General features: G+C 56.8%; 21 protein-coding genes. 2 read left to right on the forward strand and 19 right to left on the reverse strand.

Going from position 1 to position 20744, the window contains the following annotated elements:
- Window positions 1-15: 15 nt before the first annotated feature.
- Window positions 16-363, reverse strand: a complete 348-nt coding sequence (gene hisI, locus C8N30_RS14810) for a phosphoribosyl-AMP cyclohydrolase (protein ID WP_025062017.1) — start codon at window positions 361-363, stop codon at window positions 16-18.
- A 76-nt stretch (window positions 364-439) separates the two neighbouring features.
- Here hisI and C8N30_RS14815 point away from each other — a divergent pair, with 76 nt between their 5' ends.
- Window positions 440-880, forward strand: coding sequence for an iron-sulfur cluster assembly scaffold protein (locus C8N30_RS14815; RefSeq protein ID WP_025062016.1), 441 nt, complete (start codon window positions 440-442; stop codon window positions 878-880).
- 207 nt (window positions 881-1087) lie between these two features.
- Here C8N30_RS14815 and C8N30_RS19850 read toward each other — a convergent pair whose 3' ends face one another.
- The 5 genes from C8N30_RS19850 to sciP form a co-directional block, all read right to left on the reverse strand.
- Entirely contained in the window at window positions 1088-1216 is a 129-nt protein-coding gene (locus C8N30_RS19850; protein ID WP_269667557.1) for a hypothetical protein, read from the reverse strand.
- A gap of 97 nt (window positions 1217-1313) precedes the next feature.
- Window positions 1314-3404 (reverse strand): ATP-dependent DNA helicase RecG, encoded by a 2091-nt coding sequence (gene recG / locus C8N30_RS14820; protein WP_025062015.1) that lies wholly within the window; start codon window positions 3402-3404, stop codon window positions 1314-1316.
- Window positions 3401-5509 (reverse strand): NAD-dependent DNA ligase LigA, encoded by a 2109-nt coding sequence (gene ligA / locus C8N30_RS14825; protein ID WP_037968283.1) that lies wholly within the window; start codon window positions 5507-5509, stop codon window positions 3401-3403. The genes recG and ligA overlap by 4 nt, the downstream gene beginning before the upstream one ends.
- Before the next feature lie 135 nt (window positions 5510-5644).
- Window positions 5645-6352, reverse strand: coding sequence for a response regulator transcription factor CtrA (ctrA, locus tag C8N30_RS14830; protein WP_025062013.1), 708 nt, complete (start codon window positions 6350-6352; stop codon window positions 5645-5647).
- 99 nt (window positions 6353-6451) lie between these two features.
- Window positions 6452-6730, reverse strand: coding sequence for a CtrA inhibitor SciP (gene sciP, locus C8N30_RS14835; RefSeq protein ID WP_025062012.1), 279 nt, complete (start codon window positions 6728-6730; stop codon window positions 6452-6454).
- A gap of 130 nt (window positions 6731-6860) precedes the next feature.
- On the opposite strand from sciP, the gene mnmA reads away from it, so the two are divergent.
- Window positions 6861-8000: a tRNA 2-thiouridine(34) synthase MnmA gene (gene mnmA / locus C8N30_RS14840; protein WP_025062011.1), complete on the forward strand. Its 1140-nt coding sequence runs from the start codon at window positions 6861-6863 to the stop codon at window positions 7998-8000.
- A gap of 1 nt (window position 8001) precedes the next feature.
- Here mnmA and lpxB read toward each other — a convergent pair whose 3' ends face one another.
- From lpxB to pyrH, 13 genes are all read right to left on the reverse strand, one after another.
- Window positions 8002-9168: a lipid-A-disaccharide synthase gene (lpxB, locus tag C8N30_RS14845; RefSeq protein ID WP_037967860.1), complete on the reverse strand. Its 1167-nt coding sequence runs from the start codon at window positions 9166-9168 to the stop codon at window positions 8002-8004.
- On the reverse strand, window positions 9165-9950 hold the full coding sequence (locus C8N30_RS14850; protein WP_025062009.1) for an LpxI family protein: 786 nt from the start codon (window positions 9948-9950) through the stop codon (window positions 9165-9167). Before C8N30_RS14850 ends, lpxB begins: the two co-directional genes overlap by 4 nt.
- Window positions 9947-10726: an acyl-ACP--UDP-N-acetylglucosamine O-acyltransferase gene (gene lpxA, locus C8N30_RS14855; protein WP_025062008.1), complete on the reverse strand. Its 780-nt coding sequence runs from the start codon at window positions 10724-10726 to the stop codon at window positions 9947-9949. The genes C8N30_RS14850 and lpxA overlap by 4 nt, the downstream gene beginning before the upstream one ends.
- Window positions 10726-11196, reverse strand: a complete 471-nt coding sequence (fabZ, locus tag C8N30_RS14860) for a 3-hydroxyacyl-ACP dehydratase FabZ (RefSeq protein WP_025062007.1) — start codon at window positions 11194-11196, stop codon at window positions 10726-10728. Before fabZ ends, lpxA begins: the two co-directional genes overlap by 1 nt.
- Window positions 11197-11272: 76 nt before the next feature.
- Entirely contained in the window at window positions 11273-11848 is a 576-nt protein-coding gene (locus tag C8N30_RS14865; protein WP_025062006.1) for an OmpH/Skp family outer membrane protein, read from the reverse strand.
- Between the two features lie 3 nt (window positions 11849-11851).
- Window positions 11852-14215: an outer membrane protein assembly factor BamA gene (bamA, locus tag C8N30_RS14870; RefSeq protein ID WP_025062005.1), complete on the reverse strand. Its 2364-nt coding sequence runs from the start codon at window positions 14213-14215 to the stop codon at window positions 11852-11854.
- 145 nt (window positions 14216-14360) lie between these two features.
- Window positions 14361-14489: a hypothetical protein gene (locus C8N30_RS19855; RefSeq protein WP_269667556.1), complete on the reverse strand. Its 129-nt coding sequence runs from the start codon at window positions 14487-14489 to the stop codon at window positions 14361-14363.
- Window positions 14490-14623: 134 nt separating this feature from the next.
- The gene (gene rseP, locus C8N30_RS14875) at window positions 14624-15976 is read right to left on the reverse strand and encodes an RIP metalloprotease RseP (protein WP_025062004.1); all 1353 of its coding nucleotides are present in this window, start codon (window positions 15974-15976) and stop codon (window positions 14624-14626) included.
- A 4-nt stretch (window positions 15977-15980) separates the two neighbouring features.
- Window positions 15981-17153 carry a 1-deoxy-D-xylulose-5-phosphate reductoisomerase gene (dxr, locus tag C8N30_RS14880; RefSeq protein ID WP_025062003.1) on the reverse strand — a complete coding sequence of 391 codons (1173 nt, stop codon included), beginning with the start codon at window positions 17151-17153 and terminating at the stop codon, window positions 15981-15983.
- Window positions 17154-17157: 4 nt separating this feature from the next.
- A complete protein-coding gene (locus tag C8N30_RS14885; protein ID WP_025062002.1) occupies window positions 17158-17952 on the reverse strand; it encodes a phosphatidate cytidylyltransferase in 795 nt (264 codons plus the stop codon).
- Window positions 17953-17966: 14 nt separating this feature from the next.
- Window positions 17967-18719 (reverse strand): polyprenyl diphosphate synthase, encoded by a 753-nt coding sequence (gene uppS / locus C8N30_RS14890; protein WP_025062001.1) that lies wholly within the window; start codon window positions 18717-18719, stop codon window positions 17967-17969.
- A gap of 84 nt (window positions 18720-18803) precedes the next feature.
- Complete coding sequence (gene frr / locus C8N30_RS14895; RefSeq protein WP_025062000.1) at window positions 18804-19367, reverse strand: ribosome recycling factor; 564 nt, start codon at window positions 19365-19367, stop codon at window positions 18804-18806.
- A 566-nt stretch (window positions 19368-19933) separates the two neighbouring features.
- Window positions 19934-20659 carry a UMP kinase gene (gene pyrH / locus C8N30_RS14900; RefSeq protein WP_025061999.1) on the reverse strand — a complete coding sequence of 242 codons (726 nt, stop codon included), beginning with the start codon at window positions 20657-20659 and terminating at the stop codon, window positions 19934-19936.
- Between the last annotated feature and the right edge of the window lie 85 nt (window positions 20660-20744).

Consider the following 20744-nt stretch of genomic DNA (forward strand, 5'->3'; position numbering starts at 1 on the left):
AGGGATGCTAATGTTTCATCCGAGGTCTTTTTCACCCTCAATAGTCACACCGGTAAAAAAGCAGCTGCGCCGGCCCGTGTGACAGGCCGCACCTATCTGCGCTACCTGCATCATCAAACAATCACGGTCACAATCCACCCGCATTTCCTTGAGCGTTTGGACATTTCCCGACGTCGCCCCCTTGGCCCAGAACGCCTGCCGCGAGCGGCTCCAGTAGGTCACCTGCCCCGTTTCCAGAGTTTTCATCAGGCTCTCCGCATTCATCCACGCCATCATCAGCACGTCGCCGGATTCGTGATCCTGCGCAATCGCGGGTATCAGCCCTGCTTCGTTATATTTCAGGGTCAAAGGATCAAAGGACATCAGCGGGTACCTCGCTCAAAAGTTTTTTGCATCTAGGCAACTTAGGCTTATGTAGATGTCAGATAAAGGAAAAGCCATGTCCAACGACACCGATCTGATCAAGCTCTACTCCGCGCGTATACTCGCACTCGCGACTGATATTCCTAATTTGGGGAGGCTAGAGAGGCCCGACGCGAGCGTGACGCGCCGCTCGCCCTTGTGCGGATCAAGTGTGACAGTCGATGTGATGATATCCGACGGCCACCTGTCCGCCCTCGGTCAGGACGTGAAAGCATGTGCGTTGGGCCAGGCAGCAGCGTCAATCACCGCACAAGCAGCCCAAGGCGCGACATTGGAAACCGTTCAGCGCGGCCGCGATCAACTCAAGGCTATGTTAAAGGGCAAGGGCGGAGTACCCGACGCTCCGTTTGATGGGTTTGAAGTGCTGACCCCCGCTGTGGAATACAAGAACCGGCATGCTTCGATCCTGCTGAGCATCGAAGCACTCGCCGAAGCGATGGACGCTGCAACCGGCTGATACTCTGCGATTTGCCAAAAAAGACGCCGCACATCCACTTGGGATGGCGGCGCTAAAAAATGCGTTTCTCATGTGGGACCCAGAGACCGGTTGGGGAAGGCACCCCCCAAAAATGTCATGGACAGGCAGAACGTGACATAAGCGGTGCATCAGTTTGGGACATATGCACCGAAAAACCGGTCGCGGCATGAGAGCGCAGGCAGAAAATCAAACAATCGCGGGAAGATGCAGACCAACAAAAAGCATTACAATCAAGGCTGCGGCGCCTGCCGCATCATGAACCAGCGTGTCTTGCGACCGGATGGCAATGGCTTTGAGTGTTTTGTAGAAGGTCATGTGTCTCTCCGTTCTTGTTGCTCCTTTGTTCTCATATTGTGAACAAAGTGTAAAGAACTTTATGAGAACATTTGTGAACTTTTTAGAACACTCACATTTAGCCAACTGAAATTAAACGAATTGCCTCATCCTGCCGCATGAGCCAAAGCAGCATGCGTGCTGCTTTTCCGCGATCACCTGTCAGTGCTGGATCCTCGTAAAGCAATTTTCGCGCATCTGTCTGTGCAACAGCCATCAGCGCGGCCTGCTTCTCAAGGTCCGCCACCTTGAACCTCGGCACTCCTGATTGTGCTGTACCGATAAGATCGCCGGTACCGCGCATTTTCAAATCGGTTTCGGCGATCAAAAAGCCATCCTCGGTTTCGCGAAGCACTTCCAGACGCTGGCGCCCCGTCTCGGTCAGGGGGTTCTGGTACATCAACAGGCAACTCGACGCCGCAGTTCCGCGTCCGACCCGCCCGCGCAACTGGTGGAGCTGTGCCAGCCCAAAACTCTCTGCGCGCTCAATCACCATGATGGAGGCATTCGGCACGTCAACGCCCACCTCAATAACCGTTGTCGCGACCAACAACTTCGTCTCGCCGCGCTGGAATGCGGCCATACCTGCATCCTTTTCCGCGGGCGGCATCTGGCCATGGACCAGCCCGACCACCCCATCGCCCAAAACAGCACGCAGTCGTTTGAACCGCTCTTCCGCCGCGGTCAGGTCACTGACCTCGCTTTCTTCCACTAACGGGCAAACCCAATAACACTGTCGCCCCTCTGCAATCGCCACGCGTAGCCTCTCAACCACCTGTTCATAACGATCCGTGCTTACCAGAACTGTCTGGATCGGTTTACGACCGGGCGGCTTTTCATCCAGCACACTCACATCCATATCGCCATATTGGGCAAGTGCCAGACTGCGCGGAATTGGCGTAGCTGTCATTACCAAGACATCCGCCTGCCGCCCCTTGCGCCCCAGTTCGAGCCGTTGCCGGACGCCGAACCGATGCTGCTCGTCCACTACGGCAAGTCGCAAATCATGAAATACTACCGATTCCTGAAACACCGCATGAGTGCCCACAAGGATCTGGATATCGCCCCGCTCAAGCGCGGCAAGCTTCGCAGCCCGCTCCGCGCCTTTGTCTCGCCCCGTGAGGATCTCCAACACCACTCCAGCGCTTTCGGCCATAGGGCGCAACCCCTGTAAATGCTGGCGCGCGAGGATCTCGGTAGGTGCCATCAGCACCCCCTGCCCGCCGGCCTCAACTGCACCAAGCAGCGCCATAAATGCGACCAGCGTTTTGCCTGCACCAACATCGCCCTGAAGCAACCGGTTCATCCGCTGCTCGGTTTCCATGTCTGCAATGATTTCGCCAATGGCACGGCGCTGCGCACCAGTGGGCTTATATGGCAGCGTTTGCAGCACCTTGTTTTGTAACAGCCCTGTCGATTTTGCTGCGCGCCCCTTCTTGCGCCGCTCCACCTGCCGAGCCAGCGCCAGCGTTATCTGATGGGCCAGAAGCTCGTCGTAGGCAAGGCGTTCGCGGGCGGGCGCAAGTGTCGAGACATCCCCCAAAGACATCGGATCGTGGGCGCCGGTGATGGCGGTTGAGAAATCAGGCCACTGCGCTTTTCTCATCTGGCTCGCGTCGATCCACTCCCCCATTGGCGGTACCAGCGCGATCGCTCCCCGAGTGGCCTTATACATCAATTTTTGCGTAATCCCGTGCGTGAGTGGATAAACCGGTTCAAAACTCGGAACGCTGTCCGCCTCCTCTTCGGGAACGGTGAAATCAGGGTGGACCATCTGCGGCACAGCGTCAAAGAGCTCTACTCGTCCTGAGACAATCCGGCGGCTGCCTTCGGGCAGGGTCTGCTGCCAATAGTTGCCGCGGGCATGGAAAAACACCAGCTGAAATGATGTTTCCGCGTCTTCGACATGGATGCGGTAGGCGCCGCCCTTGTTGCGCGGCGGACTGTGCTTCCCGATCGTGACAGCCACCGTCAGCGTCGTAGGAAATGGCGCGCCCTGCACTGTAGGTACCAGACGGCGGTCAATACCCGATTGCGGCAAAGTAAAAAGCAAATCACGAGGGGCAATAACGCCAAGACCCGCAAAATTCTGCGCTGTTTTCGGACCAATACCTGCAAGCGTATCAAGCCCCGCAAATAGCGGAAACAGGGGTTCGGGACGGGTGCTCATGCGTCTGCGATCAGCGCAAGCCAGCCATCCTCGTCCAGCACCTTAATCCCCAAATCGGCGGCTTTTTTAGCCTTTGACCCCGCGCCCGGCCCTGCCACTAGCAAATCGGTCTTGGCGCTGACGGAGCCTGCGACCTTTGCGCCCAAACGCTCGGCGCGGGCTTTTGCCTCAGCACGGGTCATCTTTTCAAGCGTGCCGGTAAACACCACCGTTTTACCCGCCACCGGCGAGCCGGAAGTGTCAGCCCGTACAGCGTCCTGTACCGACAGCCCAGACACAAGCCGCTCGATGGAGGCCAGTTCAGCCTCCTGCCCAAAGGCCCCCACGAGCGAGCCTGCCATGATACTACCCATACCATCGACTGAAACCAGATCGTCCCATGCGGGACCTTCCATGCTTCGTGCCTCCTCCATGGCACGGCGCAAGGCCGCCCAAGTGCCATAGTGCAGGGCAATCATATTGGCCGATGCCTCTCCAACATGACGAATTCCCAACCCGAAGATCAGGCGTGCAAGCGGGATCTTGCGCTTGTCCTCGATCGCGGCGAATAAGGCGCTGGCCGATTTCTCCCCCCAGCCCTCACGATTTTTAAGTTGCTGTAGGCCGGCGCCATATCTTTTTTGAAGCGCGAAAATATCCGCAGGCTCCTTAATCCAGCCGTCGGCATAGAACTGCTCCACCTGCTTTGCGCCCATTCCATCAATGTCGAACGCTGCGCGAGAAACAAAATGTTTAAGCTTTTCTACCGCCTGCGCGGGACAGATGATGCCGCCCGAACAACGGCGCACAGCATCTCCCGCCTCACGCACAGCGTCGCTGCCACACTCCGGACATTGTGTCGGAAAGATAAACGCGGCGGCTGCCTCGGGACGTTTTGTGATGTCCACATCCGCGACTTTTGGAATGACATCACCGGCACGGTAGACCTGAACCATATCGCCTATGCGAATATCCTTGCCCTCCCTGATGGGCTGGCCCTTGCTGTCAAAGCCCCTGATATAATCCTCGTTGTGCAGGGTCGCATTCGACACCACAACACCACCCACAGTCACTGGTAACAGCCGCGCGACGGGGCTCAGCGCGCCAGTGCGGCCCACTTGAATATCGATGCCTTCGAGTGTGGTCCAGGCCAGTTCTGCAGGGAATTTATGCGCAATCGCCCAGCGTGGTGTAGTTGAGCGGAAACCCAAGCGTGACTGCAGCGCCAGATCATCCACTTTATATACGACTCCATCGATGTCATAGCCAAGCTGCGGGCGCGCGGCTTCGATCTTCGTATAATGATCCACGAGTTGGGCGGGCCCGTCACATACCACGGTCAGCGGGTTGGTTGAGAACCCCAGCGCCTCAAGCGCCGCGATGGCACCGGACTGCGTATCGGCCAGCGGTGCGGACAAACTGCCCCATGCATAAGCAAAGAACCTCAGCGGGCGCGCGCGCGTAATTTCGGCGTCAAGTTGGCGCAGCGAACCTGCGGCAGCATTGCGCGGATTGGCAAATGTCTTGGCCCCTGTCGCTTCTTGTCGTCTGTTCAAGGCCTCGAAATCCGCGTGGCTCATATAAACCTCGCCCCGCACTTCGAGAACCTCCGGCGCGCCGCTGATCTGCTGGGGGATATCCGCGATGGTGCGCGCATTGGCTGTCACGTTCTCCCCGACAGACCCGTCGCCGCGTGTGGCCGCCTGCACCAGATTGCCGCTTTCGTAGCGCAGAGAGAGCGAGAGGCCGTCAATTTTCGGCTCAGCGGTATATTTCAGCGGATCATCCGCCCCTAAGCCAAGATATTTTCGTATCGACGCATCAAACTCTGTTACGTCTGCGTTCGTGAAGGCATTGCCCAGCGACAGCATCCGCACCTCATGGGCGATTTTTCCAAAACCCGATGCCACTGATGCACCCACCTGTTCGCTGGGGCTATCATTGCGTTTGAGCGCTGGAAAGCGCGCTTCGATCGCGGCATTGCGCCGTTTGAGGTTGTCATACTCGGCGTCGGAGATCTCCGGCGCATCCTGTGTATGATAGGCCGTATTCGCAGCGCCCAACTTAAGCGCCAGCGCAGCAAGTTCCGCAGCGGCGTCCTGCTCGGACAGGGTGTCGATGTTCACACTAGAATTATTTTCTTCAGAAGTCACAAAACCTGCCTTCGGGTTGCCGCCTACCTTGAGTTAGATAGGCCGCGACCAAAGGCAGGTCTAGCATCTTTCACATCTTGTCTCGTCTCAATCCTTCTCCGCGTGCTTTCAAGCGCCAACAGCGATTTTCATTTCCGCAGCCTCAGGGTCGCGCAGCACATAGCCCCGGCCCCAGACTGTTTCGATGTAGCTTGCACCGCCGGTCGCATTTGTCAGCTTTTTCCGCAGTTTGCATATAAATAAGTCGATAATCTTCAACTCTGGCTCGTCCATGCCCCCATAGAGGTGGTTGAGGAACATTTCTTTGGTCAGCGTCGTGCCCTTGCGAAGGCTAAGAAGCTCAAGCATCTGGTATTCTTTGCCAGTCAGATGCACCGGCTTATTCTCAACGCTCACTGTTTTGGCATCTAGATTAACAGAAATCAGCCCTGTATCGATGACCGATTGCGAATGCCCCTTGGAACGGCGGATGATGGCATGGATGCGCGCGACCAGTTCTTCCCGATGAAAAGGCTTGGTCAGGTAATCGTCAGCGCCAAAGCCAAATCCCCTTATTTTACTCTCGGTGTCATCAGCCCCTGAAAGGATCAGGATTGGCGTCTCGATACGGCTCAACCGCAACTGGCGCAGCACCTCATGACCCGTCATGTCAGGCAGATCGAGGTCAAGAAGAATGATATCGTAGTCATAAAGCTTGGCCAGATCTATCCCTTCCTCTCCCAGATCCGTCGCATAGACGTTCAGGTTCGCATGGGTCAGCATCAATTCGATGCTTTTGGATGTGGTCGGGTCATCTTCGACAAGCAAGACACGCATATTGTTCAACTCCGGCAGCTAGGGACTTTTCTATGGACCAATCGTGAACAACAAAGGTTAACTAGTCGTGAACATATCCGCAGCGCATGGAAAAACAACCTAAAGTTGTCGATATTTTTGAACCATTGTTGCTTTTAATGCCACCTCGCCATGGGTCGAAACCGCTCTGACCCACTCTATGAATTCATCATCACTGATGTTATAGCGTTTAAGCGCATCATCCTTGCTCACCAGCCCGTAGACCACACCCCGCACCACAGCCGCCTTACGCGAGGCAACCCAACGTCGCGTACCCGGAGGAGGTAAATCAGCCATCGACATAACCGTCCCGTCCGCAAGGGTAACCGCCCGGGGCCCGTCAACTTTTTTCAAATACATAAGACACACCATTTCCATTACTGGTGCACCATCGCGCCCCTGTCGTTAAAGACACATGAAGCCGCCCCTTGTGAGTAGTTCGCATTTTCCTATATTCCACCATAACACCCGACCACAGGATACCTGCCCCATGCTTGATCAAACCCCACCGCTCAACTCGCTCGGCTTTGCCAAAGCACCTGCCGACACCCGTGTGGTGGTGGCGATGTCGGGCGGAGTGGACAGTTCTGTTGTGGCGGCGATGTTGTCCGAGCAAGGATATGACGTGATCGGTGTAACGCTCCAGCTTTATGACCATGGTGCGGCGCTGGCGAAAAAAGGGGCATGTTGCGCAGGCATCGACATCCATGATGCACGGCGCGTGGCCGAGGATATGGGGTTTCCTCACTACGTCCTAGACTATGAAAACGTTTTCAAGGACGCGGTAATCGACGAATTTGCCGACAGTTATCTCGGCGGCGCCACCCCTGTGCCCTGTATCCGCTGCAACGAGCGGGTGAAATTCAAGGATCTGCTGGAGACCGCCAAGGATCTCGAGGCCGACTGTATGGCCACAGGCCACTACATCCAGCGCAAGATGGGGACAAATGGCCCCGAACTCCATGCTGCCGCCGATGCGAGCAAGGATCAGAGCTATTTCTTGTTCTCAACCACGCCTGAACAGCTTGATTATTTGCGCTTTCCGCTGGGCCATCTGCCGTCCAAGGAAGCAACGCGCGAGCTCGCTGAAAAATACGGGCTGCGCGTGGCCAACAAGCCAGACAGTCAGGACATCTGCTTTGTGCCTGATGGCGACTATGCCTCCGTTATTCGGAAGTTGCGGCCCGAAGCGGCCGACCCCGGTGATATTGTCGATACGCAAGGCAACGTGCTGGCTCGTCACGACGGTGTGATCAATTACACCATCGGCCAGCGGCGTGGCCTTGGCATCGGCGGGCTTGCCAATCCCCTTTACGTTGTCCGTCTCGATGCGGATCGTAAACAGGTTGTTGTCGGGCCAAAGGCGATGCTGGCCACGCGCACCGTACCGCTCAAGGAAGTAAACTGGCTCGGAGACGAGGCGTTTGATGCGCGGACAGAATGGCCCGTAACAGTGCGCGTACGTTCCACCAAACCTCCGGTAGATGCGATCCTGCGCCCCCTGACTGCGACGACAGGCGAAGTTGAACTATTAGTTGCAGAAGAAGGCGTAAGCCCCGGTCAGGCCTGCGTTTTCTACGATCCCGAAAGCAGCCGTATCTTTGGCGGCGGTTGGATCCACCGCGGCTGAACTAGACTGTGCCGAGACCATCCAGAACGGCATGGGCAGCGCGCAGACCGGGCGCTTGGCCGCCGCGCCCTAGACGCTCCATCGTAAGGGCCATCGCAGCGCGCTGAGCATCGGGCGCGGCGATCACTGCTTCGATCCCCTTGGCAATCGCTTCAGGCGTACAGACCTTGCCGATAAACTCTGGCACGACCCGCGTCTCGGACACCAGATTAACGAGGGTAACAGTATCCACCAGCATCATCCTGCTGATGATGAACCGGCTCAATGGACTCATATCATACGCTACCACCATAGGTGTCATAGAGGCCGCAAGCTCAAGAGAGACCGTGCCAGAGGCCGCAAGGGCAATGTCAGCAGCGGCAAACGCGCTCTGCTTTTCGATCATGGCCTGCCCGTAATCGCCCTGACGCGGATCAAGGACCGTTGTATCGGGCCAATCTGCCGTAAGCTCCAGAACCGCCTGCGCCACGGGTGCAGCTGCGGGTACAACCGTGTGCATCTGAGGGTTCTTCGCCTTGATCAGGCGCACTACCGCGGCGAACCGCTCCCCCAGACGCGCCACTTCACCGTGCCGCGATCCCGGCAATACCATCAACAACGGCTTTTCACCCATCGCATGTGCGCCGCGAAAAGCGTCTGCCTGCGCTTGCGTTGCTACAGGCTCCGCGACAACCGGATGGCCTACAAAGTCACAGCGCATTCCAGCTGCCTGCATCAACGGTGGCTCAAAGGGGAAGAGCGCCAGCACATGATCGATGTAGCGCGCCATTTTGGCCGCACGTCCTGCCCGCCATGCCCAAACGGTAGGCGCTACGTAATGCACGGTGCGAATGTTGCTTCCGGCCTTGACCAGCTTTGCCACGCGCAGCGAAAAATCGGGACTGTCGATCGTGATGAGAACATCAGGGCGCATCTCAATTACAGCTTGGGCGGTCTGCGCTATGCGGCGCTTAAGATGGAGATATTTCGGCAGCACCTCGGCAAGGCCCATCAAACTCAGTTCGTTCATATCAAAACGGCTGACCAGCCCTTCGGCCTGCATCTGGACGCCGCCGATGCCGTCAAAAACCACCTCTGGGCGCAACGCCTTCAAACCTGCCATCAACGCGCCGCCCAGCTTGTCACCCGATGGCTCGCCCGCGAGGATAAACACACGCAAGGGCGTCATTTGCCTGCCCGTGCCCAGAGGACCAAGCCATATGCATCAGCCCGCGTCGTACATTCAGCCGGATGCAACACAAGAACATCACCCGCATCAATAACAACACCACGCAGGCCTGCACGCCAAGCCGCTTCCAGCGTTGCAGGCCCGACACTCGGCAGATCGATCTGTCGCGACTGCCCCTCTTTTGGTCCCTTGAACAAAATACCGCCCGCCACTTGCCCCAGCGATGCCAGCATTTCATCGGTACCGCGCACGTCCTCCATCGCGACGACCTTCCCGGCTGCTACGACACAGGCCTGCCCTTTGTCTTGGGGTGACATCGCTTTGATATGGTGTGCAGCGACATCGGCATCCATGCGCATCTGCGCATCAGGCTCTAGCGCGCTGTAAATACCGCCCTGTGCCAAAAGATCAGGTGCCACCTCATGTGCGCCGAGAACCGCGAATCCAGCCTTCTCGAACAGCTCTACCACCACGCGCAGCGCACCATCGTCGCCGTGCTGCAATGCCTGCATAAACATCGGGACCAAAGGTGCCGTCTGGGAGTCAAGCTTGGACGGATCAAGTGCGGGACGGTCAAGACCGCCGGCAAAGCACACCTGCGTCACGCCCCGTTTTCCAAGCTCAAGCAACAAGGTGCCCAGAGTTTCGAGGCGGAAATTCATATCCGCAGTAACGCCACTTAGTTCGATCCCTTCATACCCGCAGATCAGCGGCGGCACATGCGTCGCCCCAACCACCAGCGCTGGCAGATCGCCACGGCCTGCGATCACCGCAAGCGTCATTTGGGGGTCAGGAAATTACGGCCGCTATCAGCGAGGACGAAATCGATGATCTCGCGGACATAGTCGCTCTCGGTCTCGGCACCCAAACGCTCCGCTCGGTCATGGAATGTCCCCTCGCCCTGCGCCAGCATCTGGAAAGCCGCACGCAGGGCTGTGATGTCAGCGCGGGCCACACCGCGCCGTTTAAGACCTACCAGATTTAGCCCATCAAGATGCCCGCGGGGGGCCTGCACAAGACCGTAGGGGATCACGTCGTTGGTCACCATGGTAACCGCACCGATGATGGCCCCGCGCCCGATACGCACCCACTGGTGGATACCGGACAGCCCGCCGATAATAACCTCGTCTTCGATGACGCAATGCCCCGCCACAGCAGCGGAATTCACCACGATAACATTATTTCCCACAATCGCGTCGTGGGCGATGTGGCACCCCGCCATGAACAGGCCGTCATCGCCAACTTTTGTAACACCGCCGCCTCCCTCGGTGCCGCAGTTCATGGTCACATGCTCACGGATACGGTTGCGCTTGCCAATTTCGAGGCGGCTGGCCTCACCCTTGAATTTGAGATCCTGAGGGATTTCACCGATCACCGCAAACGAGAAGATTACCGTACCCTCGCCAACTGTGGTCTGACCGGTAATCACCACATGCGATTTGAGAACAACATCCGGTCCCAGAACAACCTGCGGCCCAACAAAACAGAACGGCCCAACAGTGGCGGAGGGATCAACCTGCGCGCCCTCCTCAATTACTGCGCTTGGATGCACAGCCATTATTCAGCCCCTTTGGGTAGATCAAGCATCGCCATAAATTCGGCTTCTGCAGCCATCTCACCGTCCACGGTAGCAATGCCTGAGAATTTCCAGATTTTGCCGCCCGCCTTGCCGCGCAGGGTCTTCAGGTCCATCCGTAGCACATCACCTGGAACAACCTTGCGGCGGAATTTGCAATTATCGATCGACATGAAATAGATCAGCATTTCCTGGTCCATCTGCTCTAGTGCGACGCCCACCATCACACCGGCAGTCTGGGCCATCGCCTCCACGATGGTCACACCGGGCATAATCGGCGTTCCGGGAAAATGACCCTGAAAATGCGGCTCGTTCATTGTAACGTTTTTATAGCCCACGGATGACTGCGTACCGTCAATCTCTTCGACCTTGTCCACAAGCAAGAAAGGGTAGCGGTGCGGCAAAATGCGCTGGATCATCTGGATGTCTGCGCGCTTGAGGTCGTTTGTCATGGGGATCCTTTCGGGAGTTTACTGCCCAACAGCTACCAATTACGCCAGCGCGGAGCAAGCAGGCGCAAGATTGGTGCTAAGGTCTGACGGGATCTTTTGCGGGCGGTGCAGCGGCTTCTGCGCCGTCGCCCAACCGCTCGTTCAGGCGCGTAATTGCGGCTTCGGTAATATCACTGTCGTTTGTGCTCAAAAACACCGTGCGCCGCTCGAGCATGACCGTAGCGCCAGTCTCGGCCATCAACTCTTGTAATATCGGGGTGGCCGTCCTGAGAAAAACCTCCCGCTCTTGCGACAAAAGGGCATTGAGAGCGCGCGATTTTGCCGCCTGCTCCTGTCGCGAAGACTGTACACGGACATCAAAGGCATCTGCCAACGGGCGGAATGCCTCTGGTGACATGGTGGCGCGCCTGTCGGTAAGGTCCTGCTCGGCTTTCGCCAGTTCCGCTTCGAGACGACGGTTCTCCGCTACCAACTCGTTGCCAGCAGCCTCGATTTCACGTGCAACGCGAATACCGAAATCACTGTCGAGAAAAAGCCTGTCACTGTCGAAGGTCAGGATGCCCCGCGTAGGGCCAGCCTGTACTTGCGCTGACGCTGGCGCTGCATTTAGCAGCACCAGCGATAAAATCAGCGAAGCGAGCACGCGGCCCATGGATCAGAATTGCGTCTGGAGTGTTACTTCGAACTTTTGCTCGCGGTCAAAATCTTCTTTCTTGATCGCGTCCGAAATATTGAACTGCAGCGGCCCGACCGGTGTATCCCAATAGATCGAGACACCAATGACATGGCGGAACGAACCACTCTCTCCCGCGACAGTTCCACCGCTCAAATTTACGTCTGAAAGGTCCCAAAGGTTTCCGACGTCATAGAAAACACCGCCGCGGATACCATATTCTTCGGGCAGGCCAAGCGGGAATTCCGCCTCGACACGTCCAACAACATAAAGGTTTCCGCCAAGGGAATCGCCCTCGTCACTGGCGGTATCGCGTGGCCCGATACCGCCCGGCTCAAAACCGCGCAACTGCGATGTGGAGAGAGTAAAACGATCGAGTGCGCGGTTTGTGCCACCGCCCCATGCCAGCGCCCCACCCTCGAGTGTCGCACGCAAGGTTACTTCTTCGTTAAACAACTTCTGTTCCCCGATGACCCTTGCGACAGTGCGGATATACTCCTGATCGCCGCCCAATCCGGCGAAATCCTGACTGAAGCGGAACAGAACACCCCGGTTAGGATCAAGTCCAGTGCGCCGCGTATCATAGGTATACTCATAGCCGAGTGCCGAACTTGTCAACGGACCGGCGGCAATGTCGTTCGCAATAATGCCACCCGCAAAGGTTTCGTCATCGTCACGGTCGGTCGCTTCGATCTCTTCAGCAGTATAGCGCACCTGCAAACGCCCGTTTTCACTGACTGGAAAGCTCAGGCTGGGGCGGAAGGTCAAGCGCGTGCTGTCATAGCTCGAAAACGACGAGTTCGTCTCGGAAAAGTCCAACTCCAGTCCAAGGCTTACGTCGCGGCCCAGCAAAGATGGCTCGATAAAGCGAAAGCCGTAGCGGCGCGCTTCCGAGGCTGTGGTGACATTCAAGAAGAGCTTTTGCCCACGACCGAGAAAGTTTTGTTCGGCGAAACTGACTGCCACACCGATGCCGTCAGAGGAAGAGAACGACCCCCCGAAGTTCAGCGAACCTGTCGGCTTTTCCTCCACATCGACATCGATCACAACCTGCTCGGGTGTTGATCCCTCGCGGGCGTTGACTTCTGCAGTCTCGAAATAGCCCAATGCGCGGATACGCTCGGCAGATTGGCGGATTTCACGCGGATTGAAGGGATCACCCTCGACGCTGTCAAACTGCTCGCGCACAACACGATCAAGGGTGGTGGTGTTGCCCTCGATGTCGATACGCTCCACGAAAATACGATCTCCGCGCGACAAAACAAAATCGACGTCCAGCGTCAGATCACGCTCGTTGCGGGTCACGCGCGGTTCTACGCGCATAAAGTCGATACCGTCACGGATCGCCTGCCGCTCGATGCGGGCAATCTCGGCTTCGACCAATGTCGGGGAATATACGACGCCTGGCTTGATCTTGAGGATGTCGCGGTAAGCATCGCCATCCACATTGTTCAACTCGGAGGTGACCGTCACCTGACCGAACTGGAACTGCTGGCCTTCTTGAATGTTGAACCCAACGAAATAACCGTCCCGCTCCTGCGTCAGTTCTGCGTTCACGGAATTGATACGCATATCGACATAGCCGCGTGAGAAATAGAAATCGCGTAGAACCTGTTTATCGAACTCGACGCGGTCCTCGACAAAGGTATCGCGCCTGATCAGACGGCGGAAAATTCCCGCCTGCTTGGTGCCCAGCACGCGGCGCAGACGACCATCGGAATACTTGCGGTTGCCCACAAAACTAAGCCGCTCGACCTCGACGTTGTCGCCCTCGAAAATTTCAAACACCAGATCGACGCGGTTCTGGTTGCGCTTGATCACTTTGGGCTGAACGCGGGCGGACAGGCGACCGTCATTCGAATAGGCTTCGGCGATGGAATTGGCGTCTTTTTCCGCAAGCGACGGATTGAATACACGTCGCGCAGTGGAGTCGATCACAGCGCTCAGCGCTTCGTCCTTGATGCGACGGTTACCCTCGAACGAGATCCGGTTGATCGTCGGCAATTCGACGACTGTGATCTCGAGGGTGCTTCCCTGAGGTGAGATTGCGACTGATTCAAACAAACCGGAGTTGTTGAGACGCTGGTAAGCATCATTAAGCTCCCCAGCAGACACGGCCTGACCGCGCGCGATTCCGGCTTGGGACAGGATCGCACTGTCGCCTATGCGCTCGTTGCCCTCGATACGGACTGTATTGAATTGATATTGTTGTGCAAATGCATGCTGCGCAGGCGCAACCCAAGCAGTTGTTAACAATAAAGAAAACGCAAGACCTTTAAGGCCCGGCCGATAGTAGCTGCACTGCTCAAGCACGCGGGAGGCGCGCATCGTTGACCCCAGGTTCATGGTTTATACCCAATTTTATTGACACCGTTGCTATCTGACTACCTGTCAGGGGCGTGGTTGTCAAAACTATGAGGCCCGTTTTTTAAACGAAAACGGGGCTGCCCCTTGGGCAGCCCCCCTTTATTCTCAATCCGGCGCAAATATCCTAGTGGATGCTGCCCAGAAAGGCACCGGCGCAAAGCGCGAAAATCATGGTGCACATATAGAGCGCGCGATCCCAGTTGAGGTCCATAAGAACACTAAGGCCACGATAACTTTTTACGATCGTTTGCATGGGACTCTCCATTCGCTGCGGAATCAATTCAATTTGAAATATGACACCGGAATGTGGCAGCCGCGGGGGTCAAATGTGGCAAAAGCAAGGCAATTGCCCTGCTTTCACTAATTTTCAATAAATTGTCGCCAGCGTCACGGGCAGAAGAAATCGTTAAACAGCGCAAACAGCATCAGCCCAAGCACCATCGAAATGCCTATGGTCATCAGCACGCGCAACGCTTTGTCGCTCGGCGGTTTGCCGGTCACGGCCTCGTAGGCATAAAACATCAAGTGCCCGCCATCGAGCGCAGGAATGGGGAACAGATTGAGCAGGCCCACTGCGGTGCTGAGCACGGCGATAAAGTTGATAAAGCTCAGCGCGCCCTGACTGGCCATTGCACCGGAAACTTTTGCAATGCCCACAGGTCCCGACATATTGCACGAGCTTATGGCACCCGTCACCATGTGCCACATGCCCGAAAGCGAGCCTTTGATGATCCGCCACGTGCCAGCGATGCCGCGCTCTGCCGCTTCGAGCAGGCTGGGTGTCTCAGTGGCGGGAGTTATGGCACTATCGCTCGAAATTCCGATCCGCAGCACGTTCACAAAGCTCCCGTCCGCCTGTGGCTCATCGGTGGATTTGGGAACAAGCGTGAATTTCAGTACCTCCCCTGCCCGCCAAACGTCCAGCAACAGCGGGCGCCCTTCCGAGCTCTCCACAGCTTCCTTGAGCTGTTGAAACGCGAATGTGGGAACTCCGTCGATACCCACGATCACATCACCACTCACAAGGCCCGCTTCGAGAGCGGCGGTCTGTGGCCCGACACCGCCGACCAACGCGGGGTTCGGATAAGGACCGTCAACTGTCAGTGACACCCCGTTACGAAGCACACTATAATCCAACACAGGCTCCAGCGGGAGCGCATCCATAAATTCGCGGTATTCGGGGGTCTGTGTGCTCGCAGGAATTTCGCGGCCCGCTATCGCTTGCAATACATCACCCGGCTCAAGACCTTCAACAGTAACCGGTAGCGGCTTGACCGCTGCAACGGTCAGCGGCTCACTCACCGTGCCTATGGTCAGGCCCACACCGGCAAAGACAAGGATAGACAGGGCGAAATTGAAAACAGGGCCCGCTACCACCGTCAGCGCGCGCGCCCAGAGCGGCGCACCGTGCATCGTCTCGCGCAGGCGCGCAGGATCGGTGGCAACCTGCGCCATCGCATCTTCGTCCTTGCCCGAGGCGGCATTGGCATCACCGGCAAACTTCACGTAGCCGCCAAAGGGCAGCAGAGCGATCTGCCATTTGGTCCCGCGCTTGTCGAACCGCGAATACAGCACAGGCCCGAACCCCAGCGAAAAAACATCTGCCCTGATTCCACACCAACGCCCGACAATGTAGTGGCCATACTCGTGGATCGCGACAATCACCGACAATGCGATCACAAACGCAACAAGCGTCCAGACAAATCCGCCAAACTGCGGAATAAGTGTTGTAATATCCAATGCTCTACCTTGCTTTTTTTTCTATGGCCAACCGTGTGACCTTGCGGGCCTGATGGTCTGTTTCGACCACGTTATCAAGGGTCATGGTGGCATCAATATGACCACCTGACGCATCCATCGCATCAAGAGTTTGTGAGACGACATCCGACATCTGGGTGAATTTCAGCTTGCCCGCGATAAACCCATCCAATGCCGTTTCCTTTGCCGCATTGAACACAGCCCCCGCCAAACCGCCCCGCGCCATGACCTCGCGGGCAATGCGCAGCGCGGGCCAGCGCAGATCATCAGGGGCGCGAAATTCGAATGCACCGATCTTCGCCAGATCAAGTCGCTCCACCGGCAGGTGGCGCCGGACGGGATGGTGGAGCGCATACCCTATGGCATGGCGCATGTCTGCCGGTCCGACATGCGCCATCAACGCCCCATCGGTAAAGCCGACAAGCGCATGGATCATGCTTTGCGGGTGAATCAATACTTCGATCATCGCGGGGTCCACGCCAAAAAACTCGCGGGTTTCGATGATTTCCATTGCTTTGTTGAACATTGATGCACTGTCTATTGTGATCCGCTGCCCCATGTCCCAGTTGGGGTGGTACGAAGCCTGCTCAAGCGTCGCTTCGGGCAGATTTTCCAGCGGCCAATCACGGAACGCTCCACCCGATGCGGTGATAATAATCCGCTCGACTGCGTCTATCTCTTCTCCCACAAGGGCCTGAAAAACCGCCGAATGCTCACTATCAACGGGCAATATTTGCGCGCCATGTGCCCTGCCCGTCTCAAGCAAAAGCTTGCCCGCGCAAACCAGCGATTCCTTGTTGGCGAGGGCCAAGGTCGTGCCTTGTGACAGCGCGGCAATCCCCGGCGCCAGACCAGCCGCACCAACGATCGAAGACATGATCCAGTCTGCCGGACGGTGTGCGGCCTCGACGATTGCCAGCGCACCCGCGGCAACCGCGATGCCTGTACCGTCCAGCGCTGCGCGCAGATCTTCCAATCGGGCTTCATCTGCCGTAATGGCAATTTTGGCCTTGAGGGCTTTTGCATCCGCGGCAAGCTGCGCGATATTCTGCGCTCCGGTTAGGGCAACAACATCATATTCGTCGGGCGCGCGCTTAATCAGATCAATGGTGTTTTGCCCGATGGAACCGGTTGCGCCGAATATACTGACCTTGCGCATCTGTTCACCCCACGCCGGGCGGAAAGCCGATAAACTGGCCGATGATGAGCAAGAAGACCGAAGCACCCAGCATCCCGTCGAAACGGTCCATCAGACCGCCGTGGCCAGGAATAAGGTTCGAGCTGTCCTTTACCCCCATTTTACGCTTCATGCCACTCTCTGCGATATCACCCATTTGGGAAGCCATTGAAACCGCTACAGAAATGCCAATCAGTTGCAGCCCCACACCGGTGTTAACGGAGAACAGAAAACCCACAATACCGGCCCCGACCCAGCCCGCCGCAGTGCCCGACCATGTTTTTTTCGGGCTGACCTTGGGCCAGAACTTGGGGCCGCCAATGGCGCGACCGGCGAAATACCCGACCACGTCGGTCACCACCACAACGAGCACGAGCCAGAGCATCCATTCAACGCCCATGTCATCGCGCACCTGCATCATCCCGAAGCCGGACAAAACGATCATCACGGTGAATGTCATGTAGATGGTGCGGTTCCGCTCAAGCTGCCCGAAGCCGACAAGCGCAGGCGCGAGCAAAAGCGGTAGAGCAAAGCCTACAGGCAGATAAGCTGCTGCCAAAAGGGCAACGCCCGTCATGCTCCCCAATATACGCGAGATATTGCGCCGCTCAGGCGGGGTAATCATATCGACCAATTCCCAAACCATCAGGCCAACGATGAGAGCCACCAGAATATGGAACACATGCCCGCCGGCCCATATGCCGATGGCGGCAAAAACCACCATCACCAGTGCGGACCACACACGTGCCGTTAGATCTGACCACTTTTCGGTGTTGCTCATATTGTTTCCGGCCCTCAGGGTTTGACGCCGCCAAAGCGCCGGTCGCGCCCGCCATAGGAGCCGCACAGACGGGCGAACTCCTCACGGGTGAAATCGGGCCATAGCGTGTCGATAAATTCATATTCCGCGTAGGCAGACTGCCAGAGCAAAAAGTTGGAAATCCGAGCCTCGCCACTGGTGCGGATCACCAAGTCTGGATCGGGCAAAACGTAAGTATCCAAGTATCTTGGAAGGGTTTCTTCATCTATTGCTTCAGGATCAAGTCGCCCCTGCGATACATCCTGCGCAAGACGTTTTGTGGCCCGCGCCACCTCGTCCCGACCGCCATAGTTTATCGCAATCGTCAGGTGCACGGACGTGTTGGCAGCAGTATATTCCTCAAGGTCGTTCATCAGCTTGATCAGCTTGGCATCCAGACGCACGCGGTCACCGATGAAACGCACGCGCACGCCTCGTTCGTGAAGGGCGCGGGTTTCTTTAGTGATATACCGCCGGAAAAGGCTCATGAGGCCAGCAACCTCGACCTGTGTTCGCTTCCAGTTTTCGGTGGAGAACGCAAAAATTGTCAAGTATTCGACGCCCACATCCGGACAGGCCTCAACCACCTCACGCACACGCTTTGCGCCTGCGTGGTGGCCAAACAAACGCGGCCTGCCGCGCTGTGTCGCCCAACGCCCGTTACCATCCATGATAATCGCCACATGACGCGGCCCCCCGGGACCAGCAGCAGGCAGCGGCTCCAGCACCTTTTTGTTGCGTTTTATCATGAAGTCTTGCGCATATTCTGGGCCTGCTTTGGAGTCGGGTTGATCCGGCGGGACGGCCACCCGCCCGAATTAAGCCAAGAGCGTTTAAACTTGCATGATTTCAGCTTGCTTGGTCTCAAGCTGGTCATCAATCGCCTTAATGAATTTTTTGGTGAGGTCTTCCATCTCGCCTTCCCACAGCTTCTGGTCGTCTTCGCCCAGACCGTCGGCTTTGGCCTTCTTGATCTGATCCATGCCATCCCGGCGGATGTTACGTATACTAACACGCGCGTTTTCAGCATAACCGCCCGCGACCTTGCTCAGCTGTGTGCGCCGTTCTTCGTTCAGTTCCGGAATAGGCAGCATAATGATGGTGCCGTTGAGCTGGGGATTGATGCCAAGACCACTTTCGCGGATCGCTTTTTCGACCTTACCTACCAGCGCCTTATCCCAGACGTTGATTGTGACCATCCGCGGCTCGGGTACGTTCACCGTGCCAACCTGGTTGATCGGCGTCATCTGGCCGTAGGCATCAACCTGAATGGGATCAAGCATTGAGGCCGATCCGCGCCCCGTCCGCAGGGAGGCAAACTCCGTCCGCAGCGATGCAATTGCACCATTCATGCGGCGTTCCAGGTCATCGGTATCAAGCATAAAGTCGTCGGACATAAAAAAAACGCCTCGTCTGTGTATCAATAGGTGGTGTTAACGGCAGTGTTTAGAGCATTGAAGTCGACATTGGAAGAACGCTTTGCAACCATAGGACCGGTCTCGATATATTGCACGAAACACGAGAATACCCGTCGCATCTATCTCAGGTGCCTGAGCGGAAAATGCACTTTTGCCTCACCTTCATAGCGACACAAACATAAAAAGCCGCCGCAGCGTCGCAAGTGCTAGCGAGTTTGTGGACACACGGGCCATCAGTGGGTGCCCATCAACCGGAAGAGATATCGTATAAGGCATGCGAACGGGCAAGCCTTATACTTCGTTGTTGCGGGAATCCCGATGGACAACGGTGACCTCTTGAGCACTCGGACTAACAACGGCAGCAACCGCTACAAACTTGCCATCCGCTCTGTCGCAACACTCTTGATCCGGACACAGATTAAACAGCTATTGCCCGAAACAGACTGTTCAAAATGCGCATGTTTGTTTCACCATCGGCACGCGCAAACCAGCCTCTAAGGGCAAAGAAATGAGCATTTGCCAGCAGGTGCTGTGGTGCAAACAGCTTATCCCTGAACGCGCGTGTATGTTCCTTCACCGGCAAGGATGCCCTTGAAGCCGCCCGGCTCATCCAGTGAAAATACGATGATCGGCAGGTTGTTATCGCGCGCCAGAGCAATCGCAGAGGCGTCCATCACGCCCAAACGCTTGGCCAGAACATCATCATAGCTGACGGTTTCATACCGCTTGGCATCTGCGTGCTTGATTGGATCCTTGTCATAGACGCCGTCCACTTTCGTGCCTTTGAAAATCGCCTCACACGACATTTCGCTGGCGCGCAGGGTAGCGGCGGTATCGGTTGTGAAATACGGGTTACCGGTGCCCGCGGCGAAGATGCACACCCGCTTTTTCTCCAGATGCCGCACGGCGCGGCGGCGGATATAGGGCTCTGCCACTTCGTTCATAGTAATCGCGGAGATGACGCGTGTGTGGATGCCCTCGGCCTCAAGGGCTGATTGCACGGCAAGCGCGTTCATCACCGTGGCAAGCATGCCCATATAATCTGCTGTCGTCCGTTCCATCCCCTGCGCCGAACCTTGAAGCCCGCGAAAAATGTTGCCGCCGCCGATGACCATGCAAATTTCGACGCCCATATCATGGACCGATTTGACCTCGCGTGCGATCCGCTCGACTGTGGGTGGATGCAGGCCAAACCCCTGATCCCCCATGAGTGCCTCACCGGAAATTTTGAGCATCACACGGTTGTAGGTGGCTTTGGGCGTGTCGGACATGGGGGCAAGACCTTTTAGAGGGGTGGGAACACGAGGCTTTCGTTCGGGCGTAAAATGTCGCAAATACAGCCAAAGTTCAATGCAG

Origin of the sequence: Sulfitobacter guttiformis (assembly GCF_003610455.1) — a bacterium.
Lineage (GTDB): Bacteria > Pseudomonadota > Alphaproteobacteria > Rhodobacterales > Rhodobacteraceae > Sulfitobacter > Sulfitobacter guttiformis.